Origin of the sequence: uncultured Cyclobacterium sp., assembly GCF_963977555.1 — a bacterium.
Taxonomy (GTDB): Bacteria; Bacteroidota; Bacteroidia; order Cytophagales; family Cyclobacteriaceae; genus Cyclobacterium.
Genome location: NZ_CAXBPD010000007.1, coordinates 207,155 through 229,326, shown reverse-complemented (window position 1 = coordinate 229,326; position 22,172 = coordinate 207,155). Strand labels below are relative to the sequence as shown.

Below are 22,172 nucleotides of genomic sequence, written 5' to 3'. Positions count from 1 at the left end.
CTAAGGGCATTCAGCAAAATTTCCTTAACTTTCGATTTATTTTCCAACAGACACGAAATGAGTTGTAATATATTAGCAATAGAATCCTCTTGTGATGAAACGTCAGCATCAGTGATTTCTGATGGCAAAATACTTAATAATATTGTCGCCACGCAATCTGTTCATGAGAAATATGGAGGGGTTGTTCCAGAATTGGCTTCCAGAGCCCATCAGCAGCATCTTATTCCAGTGGTGGCAGAAGCTTTAAAATCTTCAGGAATTAATAAAAGTGATTTGAGTGCAGTAGCTTTTACCCGTGGGCCAGGGCTAATGGGGGCACTTTTAGTAGGAGTGTCATTTGCGAAGTCCTTTGCTTATGCATTGGATACGCCTATCATCGAAGTGAATCACATGGAAGCCCATGTTTTGGCACATTTTATAGACTCCCCTACACCAACCTTTCCTTTCATTTGTCTCACTGTAAGTGGGGGGCATACACAACTTGTATTGGTAAACAATCCATTGGAAATGGAAGTTTTAGGAGAAACACAGGATGATGCTGTAGGTGAGGCTTTCGATAAGATCTCAAAAATTATAGGTTTGCCCTATCCCGGTGGGCCCCATTTAGACAAACTCGCTGCCAAGGGAAACCCGCTTGCCTTTTCTTTTCCATTGTCGGAGATGAAAGGTTTATCCTTTTCCTTTAGTGGCATAAAAACTGCAGTACTTTATTTTTTGAGAGATAATATTAAGAAAGAACCTAACTTTATAAAGGACAATTTGGAAGACATTTGTGCTTCAGTGCAGCATACACTTATTAAAATGTTGATGCAAAAACTTGTGAAAGCCACAAAAGAAAGGGGTATTAAAGAAGTAGCGATAGCTGGAGGAGTATCTGCAAATTCAGGTCTTAGGCAAACCATTCTGGAGGAAGCGAAAAAATACCAGTGGAATGTTTATCTTCCAAAACGTGAATACTGTACAGACAATGCGGCAATGGTGGCAATGGCAGCGCATTTTAAATATCAAGCCGGAATGTTTACAGATTTGAACGTCAGTCCATTGGCAAAATTGAAAATTGGAAATCATGGTTAAAAAGAATAAATTCGAGAAAATAATTAATATCAAAAACAAAAAGGCAAGTTTTGAATTTGAGTTTATTGATAAATACAAAGCCGGTTTAGTTTTAAAAGGCACAGAAATTAAATCGATAAGAGAGGGTAAGGTATCCCTTACCGAAGCTTTCTGCTTTTTCCGTGACAATGAACTATTCATTAAGCAAATGCATATTGCACCTTATACTTTGGCAGCTCACTTTAATCATGACCCAGTTAGGGAACGTAAGTTATTGTTGCAGAAAAAAGAATTGAAAAAACTGGAAAACAAATTTGCGGAAAAGGGACTTACTATTGTTCCGGTAAGGGTTTATATCAATGACAATGGTTTGGCTAAAATAGAAGTAGCCTTGGGAAAAGGTAAAAAAGTGCATGATAAACGACATTCACTAAAAGAAAAAGATGCTAAAAGAGACCTCCAAAGAATGGAATTCTAATGCTGGGTGCGGAATCTGTAGAATGTCGCTCCTCAGTGTTTTTAGGGAGCCTTTACTCAGTTCAGGGTTAAGTACCCAATTGCTTTTTGGGGAGTTGTACAATATTGTGCACATTGGGCCAGATGACCAATGGGTGAAGATAGAAGGAGTCGAATCGACTGGCACAGGTTGGATTATGGCTTCTCAGCACCACCCGCTTTCGAGGGATGAATTTGATTTTTTTGTACAGTCACCTCGGCAAATTGTTTCCAAGGGAATTGGTGAAATTCGTCTAAAGGACAACACCTTACTTTTACTTCCCGGCAGTCAAATCCATGCTGGACAAAACGAAATATTTGAGTGGGAAGATTCTATTAAGTTTAATGGGACCAGTCACTCATTCGAAGAAAAGGCTTCAAGAGCAGAAATCATTGCTACCGCACTGACATTCCTGAATGCTCCATTTTTACCCGGAGGCAGAAGTCTTTTTGGTCTGAATGCCTCTTCTTGGCTAAATCTCGTTTTTAAAATCAGCGGAGTGATTCTGCCCAATGATCTTATTGCTTTCAAAAACATAGGAAAGGAGGGTGAGGTATCAGCGATCCAAGCTGGAGACCTAATAGTTTTCGGAGCTAATCAAGGCTCACCTTTTCAAGCTGGCCTATATATGGGTGAACGTGAAATTCTTTGGGTAAGAGAAAAAGTAAAGACCGGAGCTTTTGATCCAGAAAAATGGGACAAGAATGCAGCGCTTAGCGGATCTATTCAATTGATGGCTATAAAAAACCTTGTGGATTGATGAAGGAATATTTGGAAAAAAAAGTACTTGTTTTGAATCTGGATCATTCTCCTATAGGGGTCGTAAATGTTTATAAAGCATTTGTTCTTACTTATCTTGACAAGGCCACAGCATTGGTTCAATATGACAACCTTCAAATAAGAACTGTTGATAAGGTGTATGATTATCCCGCTGTTATTCGGCTCGATGATTATAAGAACATACCATATAAGGGTGTTTTGTTGAATAGAAACAATCTTTTTAAACGGGATGACCACACCTGTCAATATTGCGGATCGAGTAAGAACTTGACCTTAGATCATGTTATCCCTAAATCCAAGGGAGGCAAGACTTCTTGGAGTAACCTCATTACTGCTTGCCACCGTTGCAATACAATTAAAGGAAATAAAACCCCAGAAGAGGCAGGAATGGCTTTAAAGATCTATCCATTTAAGCCCAATTTGTCTTATTTCCTTGCCGAATATGCTGAACGACATGCTGAAGAATGGATTCCTTTCCTTGCTATAAAGCAGGTATGATCCAATGTGCCGATATAGGTTGAATATCTTGATCTTTTGTTGGGTTACAGTTCCTAATCCTAAAATAATTCGTAAATTTGCAATCCATTCGAGTGGATGGGCCTTATAACAAGAGGATATCATTTATAAAAACCTCAGCCAGACGACCCTAAGGCTGTTGAAAATCAGGGTTATCTATTTATTATGTCAAATCAAGAAGATTTTAATTGGGAAAAATTTGAGACCAAGGGTTTCGGAGAAGGTTACACTAAAGCTGAGAGAGCTGAAATGGAAAACCTTTACGACAATACCCTTACTGAGATTACAGAAAAAGAAGTTATCACTGGTACTGTAGTAGGTATTAATGATAAAGATGTAATCATCAACATTGGTTTTAAATCAGACGGACTTGTTCCACTGAATGAATTCCGTGATATAGAGGGTTTGAAAATCGGCGATGAGGTTGAATTATTCATCGAAGAGCAGGAGAATTCTTTGGGACAGTTGGTTCTTTCCCGTAAGAAAGCCAAGATGGTTAAAGCTTGGCAGACCATTGAAGAAGCATTGGAAGAAGACAATGTTATCGAGGGTCTTGTTAAGAGAAGAACCAAAGGTGGATTGATCGTAGATATTTATGGAGTAGAAGCTTTCTTACCAGGATCTCAAATCGATGTTAAACCTATCAGAGATTTTGATATCTACGTAGGTAAAAAGATGGAAGTGAAAGTGGTTAAAATTAATCACGCCAACGACAACGTTGTAGTTTCACACAAAGTCTTGATCGAGAAAGATCTTGAGAAACAAAAAGCTGAAATCCTTAACAACCTTGAAAAAGGTCAAGTACTTGAAGGTATTATCAAAAACATGACCAACTTCGGTGTATTCATCGATTTGGGTGGTGTAGATGGTTTACTTCACATTACAGACATCTCTTGGGGTCGTATTAATCATCCAGAAGAAGTGCTTAACCTTGACGACAAAGTTCAGATAGTAGTACTTGATTTTGATGATGATAAGAAAAGAATTTCTTTGGGTATGAAGCAATTGACTGCTCATCCTTGGGATTCTTTATCTGCTACCTTGGAAGTAGGCTCAAAAGTTACAGGTAAAATTGTAAATGTTGCTGATTACGGTGCATTCCTTGAATTAGCACCAGGCGTAGAAGGTTTGATCCACGTTTCTGAAATGTCATGGTCACAGCACTTAAGAAATCCAGCTGACTTTGTAAAAGTTAGTGATGAGATCGAAGCTGTAATCCTTACGCTTGACAAAGATGAGCGCAAGATGTCTTTAGGTATCAAACAACTTACTGAAGATCCTTGGACTAAAGCTGAAATGTCTACCAAATATGCTATCGGTACCAAACATAAAGGTATTGTTAGAAACCTTACTAACTTCGGCCTATTCTTAGAGCTTGAAGAAGGTATAGATGGTTTGGTTCACGTATCTGATTTGTCTTGGACTAAAAAGATCAAACATCCTTCAGAATTTGTGAAGGTAAGTGACGAACTTGATGTTATTGTATTAGAATTGGATCTTGATAGCAGAAGATTGGCTCTTGGACACAAACAATTGGAAGAAAACCCTTGGGATACTTTCGAAAATGTGTTCCCAATCGGATCTAAGCACAAATGTGCTATCATCTCTAAAAATGATAAAGGTGCTGTCCTTGAATTACCTTACGGTCTTGAAGGATTCGCCACTACTAAAAATCTTGAGAAAGCTGACGGAAGTCAAGCAGAAGCAGGTGAAAGCCTTGATTTCACTGTAATTGAATTCTCTAAAGATGACAAGCGTATTGTACTTTCTCATACTGCTACTTTCAAAGAAGAAGCAATGCCTAAGCCAGGTGCTGCTAAGAAAGCTAGTCCTAAAAAGAAAGCTGCAACTACTACTGACAGTGGAGCTGGAGCTGAAAAATCTACACTAGGAGATTTGGATGCATTGTCTGCATTGAAAGAAAAAATGGATCAGGGTAAAAAATAATTCACCCTTATTTATACACTATTGAAAGCACTAACCTTACCCAAGGTTAGTGCTTTTTTTTTGCCGTATTGTTTTATTTTTTAAATTTTATTAAGTTTTACTTTTTGTGTTATTGGATTTAATGGTTTAAAAATGGCTCATGTACTTTTTGTTCTCGAAGGGGTATATGATAATAAGCTAAGTTTCTTAAAGATTTTAAGGGCAATTTGGGGACCTGTAATCGGTGTTTGAGTCCATTTTTACAATCATATGGTCTTTTTAAATCCTTCCTTTCCTCCTAAAACCTGTTTATTGTAAGACTATTTTTATTGGGTTTTTTAGTTGGAAACTTCCTACTTATTTCATTTTGTTAATTTGTTAATCCTACTTCTTATACAAGCTTTTGTCTGAACTACTATTTTAGAGGCGTAAAATAAAAATTAAATAAACGTCGAAATAATTTGTTAGATAAGTCTAACTTATTACTTTTGTAAGGATATGAAAATTATAAATGTTAATCTAATAAAATACAGCGCATTCTTATTTTCGCTGTTAGTTGCCCTAACCTATCAACAAGTGGAGGCGCAGGAAGAAGGGGAAATAACTGGAAAAGTTGTAGATGAAAATGGTGCTCCATTGGAGTTTGCCAATGTGGGAATACGAAAAATTTCTTTAGGTGGTATTACAGATGAAAACGGCTCTTTTGTCATTCAAAATGTACCATTAGGAACCCATTCTTTAACAGCATCTTTGATAGGATTTGAACAGCAGCAAATAAGAATTGAGGTTACAGGGGGTAATTTGTCACCAAGTCATAATTTTATTTTAAGTGAATCTGCCACATCTCTAGGTGAAGTGGTAGTATCAGGCACCATGAAAGAGGTCTCGAAATTGGATAGCCCTGTGCCTGTTGAAGTTTACTCAGCCAATTTTTTTCGCGCAAATCCCACACCCTCTGTTTTCGAGTCCCTTCAGAATGTTAATGGAGTCCGTCCCCAAATAAATTGTAATGTTTGTAACACGGGAGACATTCATATCAATGGCCTTGAAGGTCCATATACCATGGTTTTGATTGATGGAATGCCAATTGTGAGCGGCTTGTCATCCGTATACGGTTTGACAGGGATTCCTCAAGCGCTTATCGAAAGGATAGAGATTGTAAAGGGTCCTGCTTCTACCTTGTATGGCTCTGAGGCAGTAGGTGGCCTTATCAATATTATTACTAAAAAACCAGCTGCTGCTCCTTTAATATCCGCAGATGTGTTCAGTACCGATTGGGGTGATGTCAATACTGATTTGGGATTACGGTATAACCTCACAAATAAAACGCAAGGCTTGCTAGGGATAAACTATTTTAATTATCAAAACCCATTGGATAAAAATGGGGATGGCTTTACTGATGTGACCCTTCAAAATAGGATTTCAATATTCAACAAATTGAGCTTTGATAGAAAATCCGGTAAAAATTTCTCAATTGCGGGACGTTATGTCTATGAAGATAGGTGGGGTGGAGAAATGGACTGGACTTCTGAATATCGAGGTGGGGATGAAATTTATGCAGAAAGCATTTATACCAATCGCTGGGAAATGTTTGGGGTATATCAACTTCCTGTAGATGAGCTTATTAATTTTCAGTTCAGTACAAACGGACATAATCAAAACTCCGTTTATGGGGATTCTCCTTTTATTGCAGATCAGTACATTGGTTTTGGACAGCTAACCTGGAACAAGCCCTTAGATCATCATGATTTATTGTTTGGGATGGCCTATAGGTATACTTTTTATGATGACAATACACCAGCCACAACCGCTGCAAACAACCTTAACGAACCATCCATCACGCACCTTCCTGGTGCTTTTTTACAGGATGAAATTACTTTCAGCGATAACCATAAATTATTAATGGGTATGCGGTATGATTATAATAGTTTGCATGGGAGCATCCTTTCTCCAAGAATAAATTATAAATGGACTTCTGATAATAGAAACAATGTAGTCCGGATGAGCGTCGGTAATGGCTATCGGGTAGCCAATGTGTTCACCGAAGACCATGCTGCCCTCACCGGGGCTAGAGAAGTGGTTTTTGATGGAGAGCTTTCTCCAGAAACTTCATGGAATGCCAATTTGAATGTTGTAAAGAAGATTTATACTACCAATCAGTTATTCATAAGTCTTGATGGATCTGCCTTTTATACTTATTTTAACAATGCTATTTTACCTGATTACGAAACGGATCCAAATAAGATTATTTATGGTAACCTTGACGGACATGCAGTATCAAAAGGCGCTTCTCTCAATGTAGAAATGTCTTGGATAAATGGCTTAAACATTATTGCAGGAGGTACGCTTATGGACGTGTCAGTAACGGAAAATGACGTAACCTACAGGCAGTTACTTACTGAGCGGTTTAGTGGTGTATGGAGTATCGGTTACACCATTCCTTCCTTGGCGTTGACGGTGGATTATACAGGAAACCTATATGGTCCTATGCGATTGCCCCTATTGGGTGCACTTGATGATAGACCTGGATACTCTCCATGGTACAGCTTGCAGAATTTACAACTTAGCAAACGTTTGGCTTCAAAATGGGAAGTGTACGGAGGAGTGAAGAATATCCTGAACTTTACACCAGCAGCCAATAGTATAGCTAGGAGTTTTGATCCTTTTGATAGAAATGTGGTTTTTGGAGGAGATGGACAGGTGGTTCCAACTCCTGAGAATCCTACAGCACTTACATTTGATCCATCTTATGTCTATGCGCCGAATCAAGGAAGAAGGGCCTTTCTAGGAGTTAGATTTACGATTGACTAATGAAGGGGATAGTAGTCATATGGACTGTGCTATTGATGGGATTTTCTGCTGGAATTTCCAATGGCCAAGCATTGCCATGGTCTTCAATAGCACATCTTGGGGATAGTTTAAGGGCAAAACCTAAGCCATTAATGGTTTTTATTTACACGGATTGGTGCAAATACTGTAAGATGCAGGAAAACATAACCTTTAAAGACTCAGAAGTTATTGATTTACTAGCGAAGAAATTCTATTGCTTAAAAATTGATGCTGAAGACGAAAAAAACCTGGCTTTTATGGGTAGGAACTATGATCCTGGCTCAGAAGGTGATTTTCATCCTTTGGCCAGAATGTTAGGAATGGAAAAGGGAAAACTGTTGTTTCCCACAACAGTTTTTTATTCTCCATTGGATCAATATTTCCAAATATTTCAAGGGTTTCAACGTACTAAAGATCTGAAAAGATTTATACAGGAGATGAATGACGGTAAGCGCTAAGTTTTTATGAGGCGAAAACTTAAATAATTTATACTTCAAATCATGAAATCAATCAGGATTTAAATACAGGATTTGCGCTAAAATTTTTCAATTATTTGTGCTTCACTTTAGCACTTTGCTAAAAAGTCATGGCCAAATTAAGTGTTTTATTTATCAGGTTAGGCCAATTTTTAATTGCGAATTTTTTCGTTTTGGCAATTTTTGAGAATACTTTTTTAAATTGAGAAGCAGCTCTTTTTAGGCAAAATTTATTCTTTTTATGGAGGCATATAGTTAAAGAAAAGTTTAAATTTTTTAAAATAAAATGGGTTATAATTTCACCCAGGGTACCCACTTTTGATTGCCGAAAACTGCCCTTAAGCTCTAAGAAGGCAATTTTATTCCATGGTTTTTATGCTCTGAGATATTTCGAGTCAAAGAATGAAGCTGAACCAAATCCAGAAAAGTGAGCACAAAAAAAGGCATCCTTTAAGAGGATGCCTATGGAGGTCGAGAGCGGATTCGAACCGCTGTACAAGGTTTTGCAGACCTCTGCCTAGCCACTCGGCCACTCGACCTTTTCATTTATCGAAGCGCAAATTTAGGCATTTAATGTTGGTTTTTCAAACCTTACCGTTAAAAATTATCGGGAGATTTTAAGCAAATGCTCGGGTAAAAATCACTCTGAAACGAAATGTTAATTGTTGTGGACGAGATTATTTTTTAAAATAATTAAAAATCAACTTATTTATAACTGTTCTAAATTAAAATGTGCTTCAGGTATACCTATTTAATTGTCTGTAAAACAGTGTTTTAAATACTATATTTAGATTTTGTTCTCATAAATTGTTCTAAGTCCCTCAAGTTTGAAAAATAGAAGTTGGGTGGTACATTTGTGGGGAAATTGTATTGCACTGAGAAAATCTGAAAAAAGTACACATAACTATGTCGATCAAACGCTCATTATTAGGGGTTTCAATTCGCGTATGCCATCTGATGGTCTTGATATTCCTATTTTCAGGGATTCAGGCATATGCGGTGGACCCTGAAATTCCGGATAGCGAAGAAGCTATATCCGCGGGTCAGTCCATTTTTAATGCCAACTGTAAAACCTGCCATAGACTCGATCAAAAATTGATCGGGCCTGCCCTAAGGGGAGTTACTGATAGGAGGGAGTTGGCCTGGGTAAAACAATTTATTACCAACTCACAAGTATTGATTCAAGGAGGAGATGCTGATGCAGTAGCCCTTTTCAAAGAATTCAATAACACGGTCATGCCAGCGCATGATTTTTTAAGTGATGGCGACCTGACAAATTTACTATCTTACATTGAGTATGGTGACAAAGTCGACCCAGCGGCAGCAGCAGCGGCTGGAACTGAAGGTGGTGAAGCAGCTAGTTCGGGAGGAGGAATTCCTAATGAATACCTGACCATAATCCTTGTTGTACTTGTAATCGTGCTGGTGCTAGTATTGGTTGTATTGGGACTTATCGTCTCAGTATTGACAAAATACATGAACAAAAATGATGAGCTGGATGAGGATGATAAAGCTTTTATCAACCAAAAAACAGATTATAAAGGCATCTTTAAAAGTGATGGCATGATCATCATTGTCACGGCCATTGTGCTTGCATTTGTTGTTAAAACAGCTATCAATGGCTTGTATACCGTAGGTGTTCAGCAAGGATATGCGCCAAGTCAGCCAATTGCTTATTCCCATGAGCTTCATGCGGGTCAGTATGAAATCCCTTGTCAATACTGTCATACAGGAGTAGAAATCGGAAAGTCTGCAAACATTCCTTCCGCTAACATTTGTATGAACTGTCACATGCACATTCAAAATGTGGAAGGCAAGGATGGTATTTCACCTGAGATAGCTAAAATATACGATGCAGTAGATAATAATAAACCTATAGAATGGGTAAGGGTGCATAACCTTCCTGATTTGGCTTATTTCAATCACTCTCAACATGTTGTTGTAGGTGGTGTTGAATGTCAAACTTGTCATGGACCTGTAGAGGAAATGGAAGTGGTTTCTCAACACAGTGCATTGACCATGGGTTGGTGTATTGATTGTCACAGAAATACTGAAATCGACACACAGGGCAATGAGTATTATGACAAACTCGTGCAATTGCATTCAGAATCCTCTAACGATGCTTTGAAAGTCAAAGACATCGGTGGTTTGGAATGTGCAAAGTGTCACTATTAAATCTTTACGAACATTCTTTTCTTTAATATAAAATGAAAGAAAATAAAAAGACATATTGGAAAGGGTTAGAGCAGTTGACAAACGATCCCGAGTTTGTTAAAAATGCTGATCAGGAATTTCCTGGCTTTACCTCTAAAAGTAATCAAAAGGAAGATGGAAGTTCTACAAGAAGGGACTTTCTAAAAATGATGGGTTTCAGTGTGGCTGCGGCTTCCCTGGCAGCTTGTGAGGCTCCGGTAAGAAAAGCCATTCCTTATGTTAACAAACCTGTTGATATCAATCCTTCTGTTCCCAATTATTACGCATCGACTTTCTCAAAAGGAGGAGACTATGCTTCTATTGTGGTTAAAACCAGAGAAGGTAGGCCTATAAAGATTGATGGCAATAAATTGTCACCAATCACCAATGGTGGAACAAATGCTATTGTGGAAGGGTCAGTATTGTCTCTTTATGACGATGCAAGATTAAAAGCCCCTCAAATTGGAGCTAACGCTGTAGAATGGGCTGCTTTAGATAGTGAACTTTCTGGAAAGCTTAAAAGCGCTGGTACAATTAAAATAATCAGTAATACCATATTGTCTCCTGGCACAAACAGGGCGATAAGAGCGTTTGCTGATCAAATGGGTAATGTAGAACTCATTACTTATGATCCTATTTCCAACTATGGTATCACCAAAGCGAGTGAAACCTATTATGGAAGCAGCATCCTTCCTTCTTATCATTTCGATGAGGCGAAAGTAATTGTCAGCTTTGGAGCTGATTTTTTAGGTTCATGGATTTCTCCGATTGAGTTCGCAAGACAATATGCTCAGGGAAGGAAGATTTCTAAGGAAAACCCTACTATGTCAAGGCATTTCCAGTTTGAGTCTACACTCTCACTTACTGGATCAAATGCTGACTATCGTACTCCAATCACTGCATCCCAAAGTGGTCTTGCAGTATTGGCGCTATACAACCTGATAGCAAAAAAAGCTGGTGCCAGTACTGTTTCAGGTGCTAGTTTAGAAATAAATCATTTGGCAAAAGCTGCCAACGAATTGTGGGCCAACAAAGGCGCATCTCTTGTTGTATCAGGATCAAATGATCCAAATGTTCAAGTGGTGATTCACGCAATTAACGAGCTTTTAGGAAACAATGGAAGTACAGTAGACTTTCAAACACCAGTATTTTTCCGTAAAGGAGATGACAGCAGAATGAAGCAATTCGTTACTGAATTGAATGCTGGTAAGGTTGGCGCTGTAGTATTTTACAATTGTAACCCTGTTTACGACTTCGGTGGAGGGCAAGAACTAGCGGCGGCTATAGGTAAAGCGAAGGTTTCTGTTTCGACTTCTGAAGTGAAGGATGAAACTGCTTCATTGGTACAATACCTTGCTCCAGACCATCATTTCCTTGAATCTTGGAATGATTTTAATCCTAGAAAAGGAGTTTACAGTTTGGCTCAGCCAGTAATCTCTCCTTTGTTTAATACCCGTCAGGCAACTGAAAGCTTTTTAAAGTGGGCAGGAAACAATACATCTTATTATGATTTTCTTCGAGAAGACTGGGAAGCCACTTTTGTTTTCCAGGGATTAGAAGGCGATTTTCAGTCCTTCTGGGATAAATGTCTTTATGATGGAGTCTATGAAATGGCTAACACTTCAGAAGACAGTGAAAATCCTGCAGCTCTTGCGGTAACTGGCGATATCAATGCTTCTGCTTCAGCCATAGGCAAGTCTTATCAGGCGCAGGGTACAGGTGCTGAACTTATTGTCTATACCAAAGTAGGTATTGGCTCTGGTGCCTTTGCCAACAACCCTTGGTTACAAGAAATGCCGGATCCAATATCAAAAGCCACTTGGGACAATTACCTTACGGTATCTCAAAAATGGGCCAATGACAATGGACTTAAAATGTTTGAAGGGGCTACCAAAATGGCTAACGTTTCTGCCAATGGTCAAACTTTCACTGTGCCAGTTTTGGTTCAACCAGGTCAGGCAGACGGAACTTTTGGTCTTGCATTGGGCTATGGTAGAACAGCCGCTGGAAGGGTAGCGAATGGTGTAGGTGTTAATGCTTATGCTTTATTGAATGCTTCTAAAGGATTTGTTGATTACGATATAACGGAAGGTGTAAGTGTAAGCCTTATAGAAGAATCTTATAAAATAGCGCAGACACAAACGCACCAGACCTACATGGGAAGGAGTTTTGTTGTTCAGGAAGCTACCTTAGGTGAATACCAAGAGGATGCTAGTGCTGGAAGGTATCACCCAGAAATATATAAAGACGGCGAATTTGTTAAGCCAAGTAAAATTTCACTTTGGTCTGGTCATAAATACAGCCAACACCACTGGGGATTGGCCATAGACATGAACTCCTGTATAGGATGTTCAGCTTGTACAGTTGCTTGTCAGGTTGAAAATAACGTAGCCGTCGTAGGTAAGCAGGAAGTGCTTAACAGGAGAGAAATGGCCTGGATAAGAATTGACAGATACTACAGTTCACCTGCAGAAGCTTCTTCAACTAATGAACTAGAGGAAGCAGCCGACAATCCTGAGGTTGTTTTCCAACCGATGATGTGTCAGCATTGTAACAATGCACCTTGTGAGACTGTATGTCCGGTAGTTGCTACTACGCACAGTTCTGAAGGATTGAACCAAATGACTTATAACCGTTGTATCGGTACTAGATATTGTGCCAACAACTGTCCTTATAAAGTAAGAAGATTTAACTGGTTTAAATACCATGACAATAAGGATTTTGCAGGGGTAAATACTGCTCAAAATGATGATTTGGGTAAAATGGTACTTAATCCTGATGTGACGGTAAGAGCGAGGGGTGTAATGGAAAAATGCTCCATGTGTGTTCAACGAATTCAGGCTGGGAAACTGACTGCAAAACGTGAAAACAGGAAAGTGAAGGATGGTGATATAAATGTTGCTTGTGCAGTATCTTGTCCTACTGAAGCGCTTGTTTTTGGAGACATGAATGATCCGCTATCTAAAGTGTCAAAAATGTTAAAAATTGAAGAAAACAATACGGACGCTATCAAGGAGGTAAATGAAGAAAGGGCGTACCATGTATTAGAGGAAATCAATGTCAGCCCTAATGTTTGGTATTTTACCAAAATCAGAAATAAGGACAAAAACGAAGCTTAAAAAACAAAATAATTAGATATGCAGGTTACTTCACCCGTACGCGATCCGCTTATTACCGGCGGTAAGACTTACAAGGACGTCACCAATGATATTGCCAGGCATGTAGAAGGTAAGCCAACTAAAAGTTGGCTGATTGGATTGGCAGTTTCGTTGACTGTTCTTTTAATAGGCAGCTTGGCACTGGTTGCTACCCTTTGGGAAGGAATAGGAATGTGGGGACTTAATAAAACTGTAGGCTGGGCCTGGGACATCACCAACTTTGTGTGGTGGGTAGGTATTGGTCACGCAGGTACACTTATATCAGCCGTATTGTTGCTCTTCAGACAAAAATGGAGAACATCTATTAATAGGGCAGCGGAAGCCATGACCATCTTTGCCGTTATTTGTGCTGCAATCTTTCCCTTGATACATATGGGAAGGCCTTGGATAGGAGCAATTTGGGCGCTTCCATTGCCAAATACATATGGATCACTGTGGGTGAATTTCAACTCTCCACTTCTATGGGATGTATTTGCGATTTCTACTTACTTTTCTGTATCCCTAGTCTTCTGGTATATAGGCTTGATTCCTGATTTTGCTACTATTAGAGATAGGGCTACAGGAATAAGAAATACCATTTATGGTGCGTTGAGCTTTGGATGGGATGGCGGTGCCAAGACCTGGATGAGGTATGAAAGTGTTTCACTTATCCTTGCAGGGCTTGCAACTCCCTTGGTACTTTCTGTACATACAATTGTGTCCTTTGACTTTGCTACTTCAGTAATACCTGGATGGCATACTACCATCTTCCCTCCTTATTTTGTGGCTGGAGCCATTTTCTCAGGGTTCGCCATGGTGTTGTCCTTGATGATTGTCACCAGAAAAGTATTTAAGCTTGAAGATTATATTACAATGGGCCACATTGAACTGATGAATATTGTAATCATCGTCACTGGCTCTATTGTAGGAATTGCGTATATCACTGAATTCTTTATCGCTTGGTATTCTGGTGTAGAAGCAGAACAATATGCTTTTATCAATAGAATGTTTGGGCCTTACTGGTGGGCATACTGGTCTATGATGACGTGTAATGTGATTTCTCCACAGTTGTTCTGGATCAAAAAGATCAGAACATCAATAGTAGCTACATTTATTTTATCCATTGTTGTGAATATTGGGATGTGGTTTGAAAGGTTTGTGATTATAGTAACTTCTCTGCATAGGGATTACCTTCCTTCTTCATGGGTAATGTTTTACCCAACCATCACAGACGTAGGTATATATCTGTTTACTTTTGGATTTTTCTTCACAGCTTTCTTGTTATTCGCCAAATTCTTCCCGGTAATCAACATGGCAGAAATCAAATCGGTATTAAAATCTTCATCTGAAAAAACAACTAAATAATCATGGAAAGAGATAAAAACTTTATCCTGGGGATCTTTGATGATGAGGACATTCTTAAGAATGCTGTCAGAGAAGTTAGAGCTGCAGGAATTAAAATACATGAGGTATTTTCCCCATACCCAGTCCATGGATTGGAAGATGAGTTGGGATACAAAAAAAGTAGGTTACCTATAGCTGCATTTCTTTTTGGAATGTTGGGAACTACTTTGGCATTGACAATGCAGTTCTATATGATGAAATTTGATTGGCCAATGATAATCGGTGGTAAAGATCATGCTGCTTTTCCTGATTTCATTCCGGTAACTTTTGAATTGACAGTTTTAATTGCTGCTTTTGGAATGGTAGGCGTATTCATGATCAGTAGTAACTTGAAGCCATGGGGACAGCCTAGGATTTTTGATCTCAGAAGTACAGATGACAAGCATGTTATGGCCATAGATATAGCCAATAACGCTGCTGTCGATTTGGAAATAATTAAAGGTGCTTTGAAAAATTCAGGGGCATCGGAGGTGAACAGTAAAAGTTTTGATTAAGTAATCTGTAGCAAATGAAAATTATATCATCAATATATTCAATAGCTGTAATCGGGGTTTCACTAGGACTTGCTTCTTGCAATGCTGAAGGTGATTATCCAGGTACGGAGTATGCTCCTCAGATGTATCATTCGGTTCCTTATGAAGGCTTAAGCCAGATCACGAACGAAGAAGAAGGGCAATGGTTATCCACTCGAGAGGATGGAAAGGGAGAGTTTTTCAACAGCAATACAAATAACCCGAATAGAATGAATATGCGGGAGCCTGTAGCCAATACTGTTCCTAGAAACAAAGACGGTATTTTACCTTATAGGTTAAGAATAGCTGATTTGGAAGGTGCAGCAACTATTCAAAATCCAATTCCTCTTACTGATGAAGTACTGGCTGATGGGAAGAGATTGTTTGTCCAGTATTGTTCTCCTTGTCATGGAAATGGTGGAGAAGGTGATGGGAAAGCAGGTATGGTAATAGGAGGTGTTGCAAACTTAAAAGGTGGAGCCTATTTAAATTTACCCGAAGGCCATATTTTCCATGTCATTACACATGGCAAAGGTAGAATGGGTGCTCACGGCTCGCAGATTACCGCTGACAGAAGGTGGGAAATTGTACACTATGTTAAACAAGTAATTCAGAAGCAATAATGGCACAGGCAAGTAACTACAATTTGGATCAAAGATTTGATTTTACCGCCTCGGTAAAGAAAGTGATTTTCATACTTGGTGGTATCGGTGCGCTTTTATTGGTATTCGGTATTATCATGGCTGCTACTGGTGGACATGGACACGGAGAAGAAGCTGGTCATGGTTTCCATTGGACGCAAAGGTTATATGCTAACCTTTGGATAAACAATGTGTATTTCACAGGGATTGCGATTATAGGTGTGTTTTTCTTCGCTATTCAATATGCTGCACAGGCAGGTTGGTCTACCGCTTTACTTAGGGTCATGTTGTCCTTGGGTTATTGGCTTCCAATTGCGGCAGTATTAATGTTAGTAACTTTCTTTATCGCCAACCACGATCTGTTTCATTGGACGCATAGCTACGTTTTTGACAAGGCAGGAGATCATTATGATAAAATAATAGATGGTAAAGGAAGCTTCTTTTACTGGCCAATGGAAAAAGGTACCTTCCCGATATTTTATATCGTTCGTATGGTATTGTTCTTTGGCTTTTGGGTTTTCTTTTTTAATAAACTTAAGAATCTTTCTAACGAGGAGGACCTCAATGGAGGATTAACTTATTGGCATACCATAAGAAAATGGTCAGCAATATTTTTAATCTTTTTTGCTGTTTCTTCTTCTATAAGTGCTTGGGATTGGGTAATGTCCATTGATACGCACTGGTTCTCAACTTTATTTGGTTGGTATGTATTTGCTTCTTGGTTTGTTGCTGGTTTGTCAGTGATTACCTTATTAACCATTTTCCTTAAAGAGCAAGGATACCTTGAAATGATAAATCAGAATCATATTCATGACCTTGGAAAATTTGTTTTTGCATTTTCAATTTTCTGGACATACATATGGTTCTCTCAGTTCTTACTGATTTATTATGCCAATATTCCTGAAGAGTCTGTCTATTTTATTGAAAGACTTTCTAGTGATGTGTATGGTTCTTACATATTTGTAAACCTTTTATTAAACTTTGCCTTACCCTTTTTGGTTCTAATGACAAGGGATGCAAAAAGGCATAACATTTTCCTCAAAGTTGTGTGTTCACTCATTATTGTTGGGCACTGGGTTGACTTCTTCTTGATGGTTCAGCCAGGTACTTTAGGTCATAATGGTGGAGTTGGTTTAATGGAAGTAGGTATGTTATTGGTTTATGGGTCAGCTTTCGCTTTTGTAGCTTTGACTAATCTTGCTAAAAACAACCTTATTCCAAAGAACCACCCAATGTTAGAGGAAAGTTATCATCATCACATTTAATCCAATTCCGAAACAGTTATAATTATGTACGGATTTCTTATTTCAATAGGTGTAGTGCTCCTGATCATGGTGATCTGGATGGTTTATAGAATTCAAACCTTAATTTCGGTTGCTAAAGGTTCTGATAAAAAAATAGCTACTACTAGCAATAAAGTAAATGCCATTCTATTCATGGTGTTTCTTATTGGGTGTGGGGCTTGGATGATTTATTATTCGGTAGTTGAATTTGACAACTATCAGTTGCCCATAGGATCAGACCATGGTATTGTTACAGACAGGTTGTTTTGGATAACGATGGCTGTAACAGGCTTTATCTTTATTCTTACTCATATCCTATTGTTCTGGTTTAGCTACCATTACCGATACGATGAAAAAAGAAGGGCTGCTTTTTACCCAGACAACAATAAGTTGGAGATTCTTTGGACCCTTGTACCTGCAGTGGTTTTAACCGTATTGGTTATTTCCGGATGGAAAGCCTGGTCTGATATCACAGGACCAGCTCCTGACAATGCTCACGTAGTTGAGATCATGGGGTATCAATTTGCTTGGGACGTAAGGTATCCAGGTGCAGATCAACAGATGGGAAGCTATGATTACAGGCTTACTACTGCTACCAATTCAAGAGGTATAGACTTTACTGACAAAAATGCTTTTGATGATTTCCCTTCTCAAAGTGTTGTAATTCCTAAAGGAGAGCCTGTATTGTTTAATATCAGGGCAAGGGATGTCTTGCATTCTGTTTTTGCACCGCACATGCGATTAAAAATGGATGCCGTACCAGGTATGCCAACAAGATTCTGGTTTGTTCCTAACAAAACGACCGAAGAGATGAGGGCTGAGTTGGGCGATGAAGAATTTGAATTTGAAATTGCTTGTACTGAGATTTGTGGCAATGGTCATTTTTCGATGAGAAAAATAATCACTGTTGTAGAGCCTGAAGAATATAGAAAGTGGTTTGCAGAACAAACTCCTTTTATAAAAAGTAATCCGGATCTTGTGGCCGATCTTCCTGTAGAACTTAAGGAATTGGCGGAGATTTATATAAACGAAGAATAACTTAGCGAATAAAATATAAATACCATGGCAGTAGCAAACGTTTCAGCTCATGATGCAGCATCTACACATGATGATCATGACCATGAGCACCACGATAACTTCATAACGAAGTATATATTTTCAACTGACCATAAGATGATTGCGAAGCAATATCTTGTGTCTGGTATATTTTGGGCATTTATTGGTGGTTTTCTTTCTGTATTATTTCGATTGCAGTTGGGATTTCCTGATATGGATATGTCCTTCCTTAAACCTATTTTAGGTGGATGGATAGATGCAACTGGCAAATTGGATCCAACCTTTTACTTGGCTTTGGTCACCATGCACGGAACCATTATGGTTTTCTTTGTATTGACAGCTGGTCTTAGTGGTACCTTCTCTAACTTTCTAATTCCATTACAAATTGGAGCCCGAGACATGGCTTCAGGATTTATGAACATGTTGTCTTACTGGTTCTTCTTTATTTCCGGTGTGATTATGTTCATTTCCTTGTTTTTGGAAAAAGGCCCTGCAGGTGGGGGATGGGTAGTTTACCCACCATTGTCTGCACTGGAGCAAGCCATTCCTGGTTCTGGTATGGGTATGACCCTATGGTTAGTGGCTATGGTTTTCTTTATTGCCTCTTCACTGATGGGCGGTATAAATTATATTACTACTGTAATTAACCTACGTACCAAAGGAATGTCATTTTCCAGATTGCCATTGACTATCTGGGCGTTCTTCCTTACAGCAGTAATTGGATTGTTGTCTTTCCCTGTATTGTTTTCTGCCGCTTTACTATTGGTATTTGACAGAAGTTTTGGTACTAGTTTTTACCTTGCTGACATTTATATCGGTGGTGAAGCTTTGCCGAATACTGGAGGTAGTGCCGTATTGTACCAGCATTTGTTCTGGTTCTTAGGTCATCCTGAAGTATATATAGTCCTATTGCCTGCCTTAGGGATTACTTCTGAGGTGATAGCAACCAATTCAAGAAAACCTATTTTTGGCTATAAAGCAATGATTATATCCATGTTGGGTATTACCATATTGTCTTTCGTAGTATGGGCGCATCACATGTTCGTGTCAGGTTTGAATCCATTCCTAGGCTCAATATTTATGTTCCTTACTTTGATTATTGCGGTTCCATCCGCAGTAAAAGTATTTAATTACTTGACTACATTGTGGAGAGGTAATTTGAGATTTACCCCAGGCATGTTGTTTTCTATAGGCCTTGTTTCTTTCTTTATATCAGGTGGTTTGACCGGTATATTCTTGGGTAATTCCGCTATTGATATTCAATTGCACGATACTTATTTTGTAGTGGCTCACTTTCACCTGGTAATGGGTGCTGCTTCATTCTTCGGAATGCTTGCGGGCGTTTACCATTGGTTCCCTAAAATGTTTGGGAGGATGATGGATGACAAGCTAGGTTATGTCCACTTCTGGCTAACATTCGTAGGCGTTTACCTCGTGTTCTTCCCAATGCACTATATTGGTATTGCAGGTTTCCCAAGAAGGTATTACAGCTGGACAAACTTCTCTTTTGCAGACATGTATACTGATTTGAATATGTTTGTATCAGTAGCAGCTATAATAACCTTCTTTGCTCAGTTTATCTTCGTGTTTAACTTCTTTTACAGTATGTACAAAGGAAGGAAAGCAAGTGCCAACCCATGGCAGTCTAATACTTTAGAATGGACCACTCCAATAGAGCCTGGTCATGGAAACTGGGTTGGAGAGATTCCTACCGTTTACAGATGGCCTTATGATTATAGCAAACCTGGAGCAAAAGAAGATTTTATTCCTCAAACTGTTCCTCTTTCTGCTACTCCAGAATCCAATCTTCCTCACGAGGCAAAACTTGTCCAACTGGAAAAGGAAATAATGATGGAAGAAGGAGAAGTATTGGTAACCAATGAATCAGAACAATCTTAAAAATATCAACAGCTTCCGTAGTGTATGTTTCATCACTACGGTGGCTGTTTTTCTTCTTATTCTGATTGGTGGTATAGTTAGAAGTACGGGCGCTGGAATGGGTTGCCCTGACTGGCCGAAATGTTTCGGAAGTTGGGTCCCTCCGACATCAGAAGATCAACTTCCAGCAAACTACCCTGATATCTATGTTACCAAAAGAGTAGAAAAAAACGAGCGCTTCGCTTCTCTTTTGACTACGCTTGGATTTGACCATTTGGCAGAGGAAATAAGAAACGATGACAGTATTCTTGTTCAAGAACCATTCAATGCTACTAAAACCTGGATTGAATACTTAAATCGACTCGCAGGTGCAATTATTGGCTTGCTTATAATATTGACTTTAATTTATTCTTTTAGGTTAAAGTCTGTTGATCCAAAAATCATGTGGCTTTCATTTCTATCACTGGTTTTGGTTTTGTTTCAAGGTTGGCTAGGCTCAATCGTAGTCTCTACTAATCTCCTTCAGTGGATGATAAGTGTTCATATGATCGTTGCTCTTTTCATGGTTTGCCTTCTCCTGTATATTTATCACTTATCAGGCAGATACGCTGATAAAGCGAAAAGTGCTGACTTGCCAATTGAAATTTCAACCAGGTATCGTTTGGTACTTGGCTTAGGTATATTGTTAATGGTTGTTCAAATTATCCTTGGTACCCAAGTAAGGGAACAGATCGATGTAATAGCAGGTAATGCTGCTTATTTGAATAGATCCTCATGGATAGGTGAATTAGGACTAACCTATTATATTCATAGGACCTATTCCTTGGTTATACTAGGCCTTCATTTATTTATTGGATATAAGTTATTCCCTTTTAGGGAACAAAATAATAAAATGACTAACCATTATGTATTGCTGATGTCATTGTTTGTTGCGGTTATTTTATCCGGTACAATAATGGCTTATTTTGGAATACCAGCATTCATTCAACCTGTGCACCTGTTCTTGGGTTCTTTGATTATTGGCTTTCAATATTTTATATGGCTTGAATTAGGGCAAAGTAAAAAAGACCCTATAAATATTGCTTTAAAATGAGTACTCTAGGTTTATCAGAAAAATTGTTGTGGGATAGTGTAGCCGTGAGGTTTAAAGCCTATTTGGAGTTGATTAAATTCAGATTGTCAGCTTTGGTTACTTTCTCTGCTGTATTTGGTTTCATTTTGGGACACCATGGTCAGAACTTTTCTTGGAGTGGTTTCATTGGATTTGTTATAGGTGGCTTCCTTATTAGCGGAGCATCGGGTGCAGCCAATGAGATAAAAGAAAGAGAGATCGATAAGTTAATGACAAGAACGAAGACGCGCCCTCTTCCAATGGATGTTATTTCCGTTAGAGAAGCTTATTGGTTTGCAGTTATTACTGCCGTTTTAGGCATATTCCTTTTGGCATTTTTCACCAATATGTTGACTACCGGATTAGGAATCCTAAGTATGGTATTGTATGTATTTGTGTATACGCCACTCAAGAGAGTTGGGCCTATTGCTGTATTGGTTGGAGCTATTCCTGGTGCCATGCCACCACTACTTGGCTGGACAGCTGTGACAGGAAGCATTTCTTACGAGGCTTTGATTATTTTCGGTATTCAGTTCATCTGGCAATTCCCACATTTTTGGGCCATCGCCTGGGTGAGTGATGAAGATTATAAAAGAGCGGGTTTTAAACTGCTTCCATCTGGAGGTCAGAAAGACCTTAACACTGCTATTCAGATAATGATATATACCTTGTTTTTGTTACCTCTAGGACTTTTGCCTACCTATTTTGGATTGACGGGTATAAATTCAGGGATTGTAGCGACTATTTGCGGGGTATTGTTTTTGGCACAAACCTTTTCATTAATGAAAGATTGTTCCAGAAAATCAGCATTGAAAATTATGTTTGGTTCCTTTTTGTACCTTCCTATAACGCAAATTGCTTACTTATTAGATAAAGTGTAA

At 38.7% G+C, this 22,172-nt stretch carries 17 protein-coding genes and 1 tRNA gene; 17 read left to right on the top strand and 1 reads right to left on the bottom strand.

Going from position 1 to position 22,172, the window contains the following annotated elements; translation table 11 throughout:
- The first annotated feature begins 57 nt into the window (after window positions 1-57).
- From tsaD to AAC073_RS11000, 7 genes are all read left to right on the top strand, one after another.
- Window positions 58-1,074 carry a tRNA (adenosine(37)-N6)-threonylcarbamoyltransferase complex transferase subunit TsaD gene (gene tsaD / locus AAC073_RS11030; RefSeq protein WP_339923887.1) on the top strand — a complete coding sequence of 339 codons (1,017 nt, stop codon included), beginning with the start codon at window positions 58-60 and terminating at the stop codon, window positions 1,072-1,074.
- The gene (smpB, locus tag AAC073_RS11025; protein WP_339923886.1) at window positions 1,067-1,531 is read left to right on the top strand and encodes an SsrA-binding protein SmpB; all 465 of its coding nucleotides are present in this window, start codon (window positions 1,067-1,069) and stop codon (window positions 1,529-1,531) included. Before tsaD ends, smpB begins: the two co-directional genes overlap by 8 nt.
- A complete protein-coding gene (locus tag AAC073_RS11020; RefSeq protein ID WP_339923885.1) occupies window positions 1,497-2,309 on the top strand; it encodes an NlpC/P60 family protein in 813 nt (270 codons plus the stop codon). Before smpB ends, AAC073_RS11020 begins: the two co-directional genes overlap by 35 nt.
- Window positions 2,310-2,320: 11 nt before the next feature.
- Complete coding sequence (locus AAC073_RS11015; protein WP_339923943.1) at window positions 2,321-2,827, top strand: HNH endonuclease; 507 nt, start codon at window positions 2,321-2,323, stop codon at window positions 2,825-2,827.
- A 183-nt stretch (window positions 2,828-3,010) separates the two neighbouring features.
- Complete coding sequence (gene rpsA / locus AAC073_RS11010) at window positions 3,011-4,792, top strand: 30S ribosomal protein S1 (RefSeq protein ID WP_339923884.1); 1,782 nt, start codon at window positions 3,011-3,013, stop codon at window positions 4,790-4,792.
- 477 nt (window positions 4,793-5,269) lie between these two features.
- Window positions 5,270-7,582 carry a TonB-dependent receptor gene (locus AAC073_RS11005; protein ID WP_339923883.1) on the top strand — a complete coding sequence of 771 codons (2,313 nt, stop codon included), beginning with the start codon at window positions 5,270-5,272 and terminating at the stop codon, window positions 7,580-7,582.
- Entirely contained in the window at window positions 7,582-8,058 is a 477-nt protein-coding gene (locus AAC073_RS11000) for a thioredoxin family protein (RefSeq protein ID WP_339923882.1), read from the top strand. Before AAC073_RS11005 ends, AAC073_RS11000 begins: the two co-directional genes overlap by 1 nt.
- Before the next feature lie 483 nt (window positions 8,059-8,541).
- On the opposite strand, the gene AAC073_RS10995 is transcribed toward AAC073_RS11000, so the two are convergent.
- Window positions 8,542-8,615: transfer RNA gene (locus AAC073_RS10995), tRNA-Cys, on the bottom strand.
- Between the two features lie 367 nt (window positions 8,616-8,982).
- On the opposite strand from AAC073_RS10995, the gene AAC073_RS10990 reads away from it, so the two are divergent.
- From AAC073_RS10990 to cyoE, 10 genes are read left to right on the top strand one after another with little or no spacing between them, the layout of a single operon-like run.
- Entirely contained in the window at window positions 8,983-10,251 is a 1,269-nt protein-coding gene (locus AAC073_RS10990) for a c-type cytochrome (RefSeq protein ID WP_339923881.1), read from the top strand.
- A gap of 32 nt (window positions 10,252-10,283) precedes the next feature.
- Window positions 10,284-13,388, top strand: a complete 3,105-nt coding sequence (locus AAC073_RS10985; RefSeq protein WP_339923880.1) for a TAT-variant-translocated molybdopterin oxidoreductase — start codon at window positions 10,284-10,286, stop codon at window positions 13,386-13,388.
- A gap of 18 nt (window positions 13,389-13,406) precedes the next feature.
- Window positions 13,407-14,771: an NrfD/PsrC family molybdoenzyme membrane anchor subunit gene (gene nrfD, locus AAC073_RS10980; protein WP_339923879.1), complete on the top strand. Its 1,365-nt coding sequence runs from the start codon at window positions 13,407-13,409 to the stop codon at window positions 14,769-14,771.
- A 2-nt stretch (window positions 14,772-14,773) separates the two neighbouring features.
- The gene (locus AAC073_RS10975; RefSeq protein WP_339923878.1) at window positions 14,774-15,304 is read left to right on the top strand and encodes a DUF3341 domain-containing protein; all 531 of its coding nucleotides are present in this window, start codon (window positions 14,774-14,776) and stop codon (window positions 15,302-15,304) included.
- 14 nt (window positions 15,305-15,318) lie between these two features.
- Window positions 15,319-15,945, top strand: a complete 627-nt coding sequence (locus tag AAC073_RS10970; protein WP_339923877.1) for a cytochrome c — start codon at window positions 15,319-15,321, stop codon at window positions 15,943-15,945.
- A complete protein-coding gene (locus AAC073_RS10965; protein WP_339923876.1) occupies window positions 15,945-17,228 on the top strand; it encodes a quinol:cytochrome C oxidoreductase in 1,284 nt (427 codons plus the stop codon). The genes AAC073_RS10970 and AAC073_RS10965 overlap by 1 nt, the downstream gene beginning before the upstream one ends.
- 24 nt (window positions 17,229-17,252) lie before the next feature.
- Complete coding sequence (locus tag AAC073_RS10960) at window positions 17,253-18,284, top strand: cytochrome c oxidase subunit II (protein ID WP_339923875.1); 1,032 nt, start codon at window positions 17,253-17,255, stop codon at window positions 18,282-18,284.
- A gap of 24 nt (window positions 18,285-18,308) precedes the next feature.
- Window positions 18,309-20,201: a cbb3-type cytochrome c oxidase subunit I gene (locus AAC073_RS10955; protein ID WP_339923874.1), complete on the top strand. Its 1,893-nt coding sequence runs from the start codon at window positions 18,309-18,311 to the stop codon at window positions 20,199-20,201.
- Window positions 20,182-21,273 (top strand): COX15/CtaA family protein, encoded by a 1,092-nt coding sequence (locus AAC073_RS10950; RefSeq protein WP_339923873.1) that lies wholly within the window; start codon window positions 20,182-20,184, stop codon window positions 21,271-21,273. Before AAC073_RS10955 ends, AAC073_RS10950 begins: the two co-directional genes overlap by 20 nt.
- A complete protein-coding gene (cyoE, locus tag AAC073_RS10945; RefSeq protein WP_339923872.1) occupies window positions 21,270-22,172 on the top strand; it encodes a heme o synthase in 903 nt (300 codons plus the stop codon). The genes AAC073_RS10950 and cyoE overlap by 4 nt, the downstream gene beginning before the upstream one ends.

Coding starts and splice junctions, on each gene's coding strand:
- tsaD (WP_339923887.1), top strand. CDS start 58: ATGAGTTGTAATATATTAGCAATAGAATCCTCTTGTGATGAAACGTCA.
- smpB (WP_339923886.1), top strand. CDS start 1,067: ATGGTTAAAAAGAATAAATTCGAGAAAATAATTAATATCAAAAACAAA.
- AAC073_RS11020 (WP_339923885.1), top strand. CDS start 1,497: ATGCTAAAAGAGACCTCCAAAGAATGGAATTCTAATGCTGGGTGCGGA.
- rpsA (WP_339923884.1), top strand. CDS start 3,011: ATGTCAAATCAAGAAGATTTTAATTGGGAAAAATTTGAGACCAAGGGT.
- AAC073_RS11005 (WP_339923883.1), top strand. CDS start 5,270: ATGAAAATTATAAATGTTAATCTAATAAAATACAGCGCATTCTTATTT.
- AAC073_RS11000 (WP_339923882.1), top strand. CDS start 7,582: ATGAAGGGGATAGTAGTCATATGGACTGTGCTATTGATGGGATTTTCT.
- AAC073_RS10990 (WP_339923881.1), top strand. CDS start 8,983: ATGTCGATCAAACGCTCATTATTAGGGGTTTCAATTCGCGTATGCCAT.
- AAC073_RS10985 (WP_339923880.1), top strand. CDS start 10,284: ATGAAAGAAAATAAAAAGACATATTGGAAAGGGTTAGAGCAGTTGACA.
- nrfD (WP_339923879.1), top strand. CDS start 13,407: ATGCAGGTTACTTCACCCGTACGCGATCCGCTTATTACCGGCGGTAAG.
- AAC073_RS10975 (WP_339923878.1), top strand. CDS start 14,774: ATGGAAAGAGATAAAAACTTTATCCTGGGGATCTTTGATGATGAGGAC.
- AAC073_RS10970 (WP_339923877.1), top strand. CDS start 15,319: ATGAAAATTATATCATCAATATATTCAATAGCTGTAATCGGGGTTTCA.
- AAC073_RS10965 (WP_339923876.1), top strand. CDS start 15,945: ATGGCACAGGCAAGTAACTACAATTTGGATCAAAGATTTGATTTTACC.
- AAC073_RS10960 (WP_339923875.1), top strand. CDS start 17,253: ATGTACGGATTTCTTATTTCAATAGGTGTAGTGCTCCTGATCATGGTG.
- AAC073_RS10955 (WP_339923874.1), top strand. CDS start 18,309: ATGGCAGTAGCAAACGTTTCAGCTCATGATGCAGCATCTACACATGAT.
- AAC073_RS10950 (WP_339923873.1), top strand. CDS start 20,182: ATGAATCAGAACAATCTTAAAAATATCAACAGCTTCCGTAGTGTATGT.
- cyoE (WP_339923872.1), top strand. CDS start 21,270: ATGAGTACTCTAGGTTTATCAGAAAAATTGTTGTGGGATAGTGTAGCC.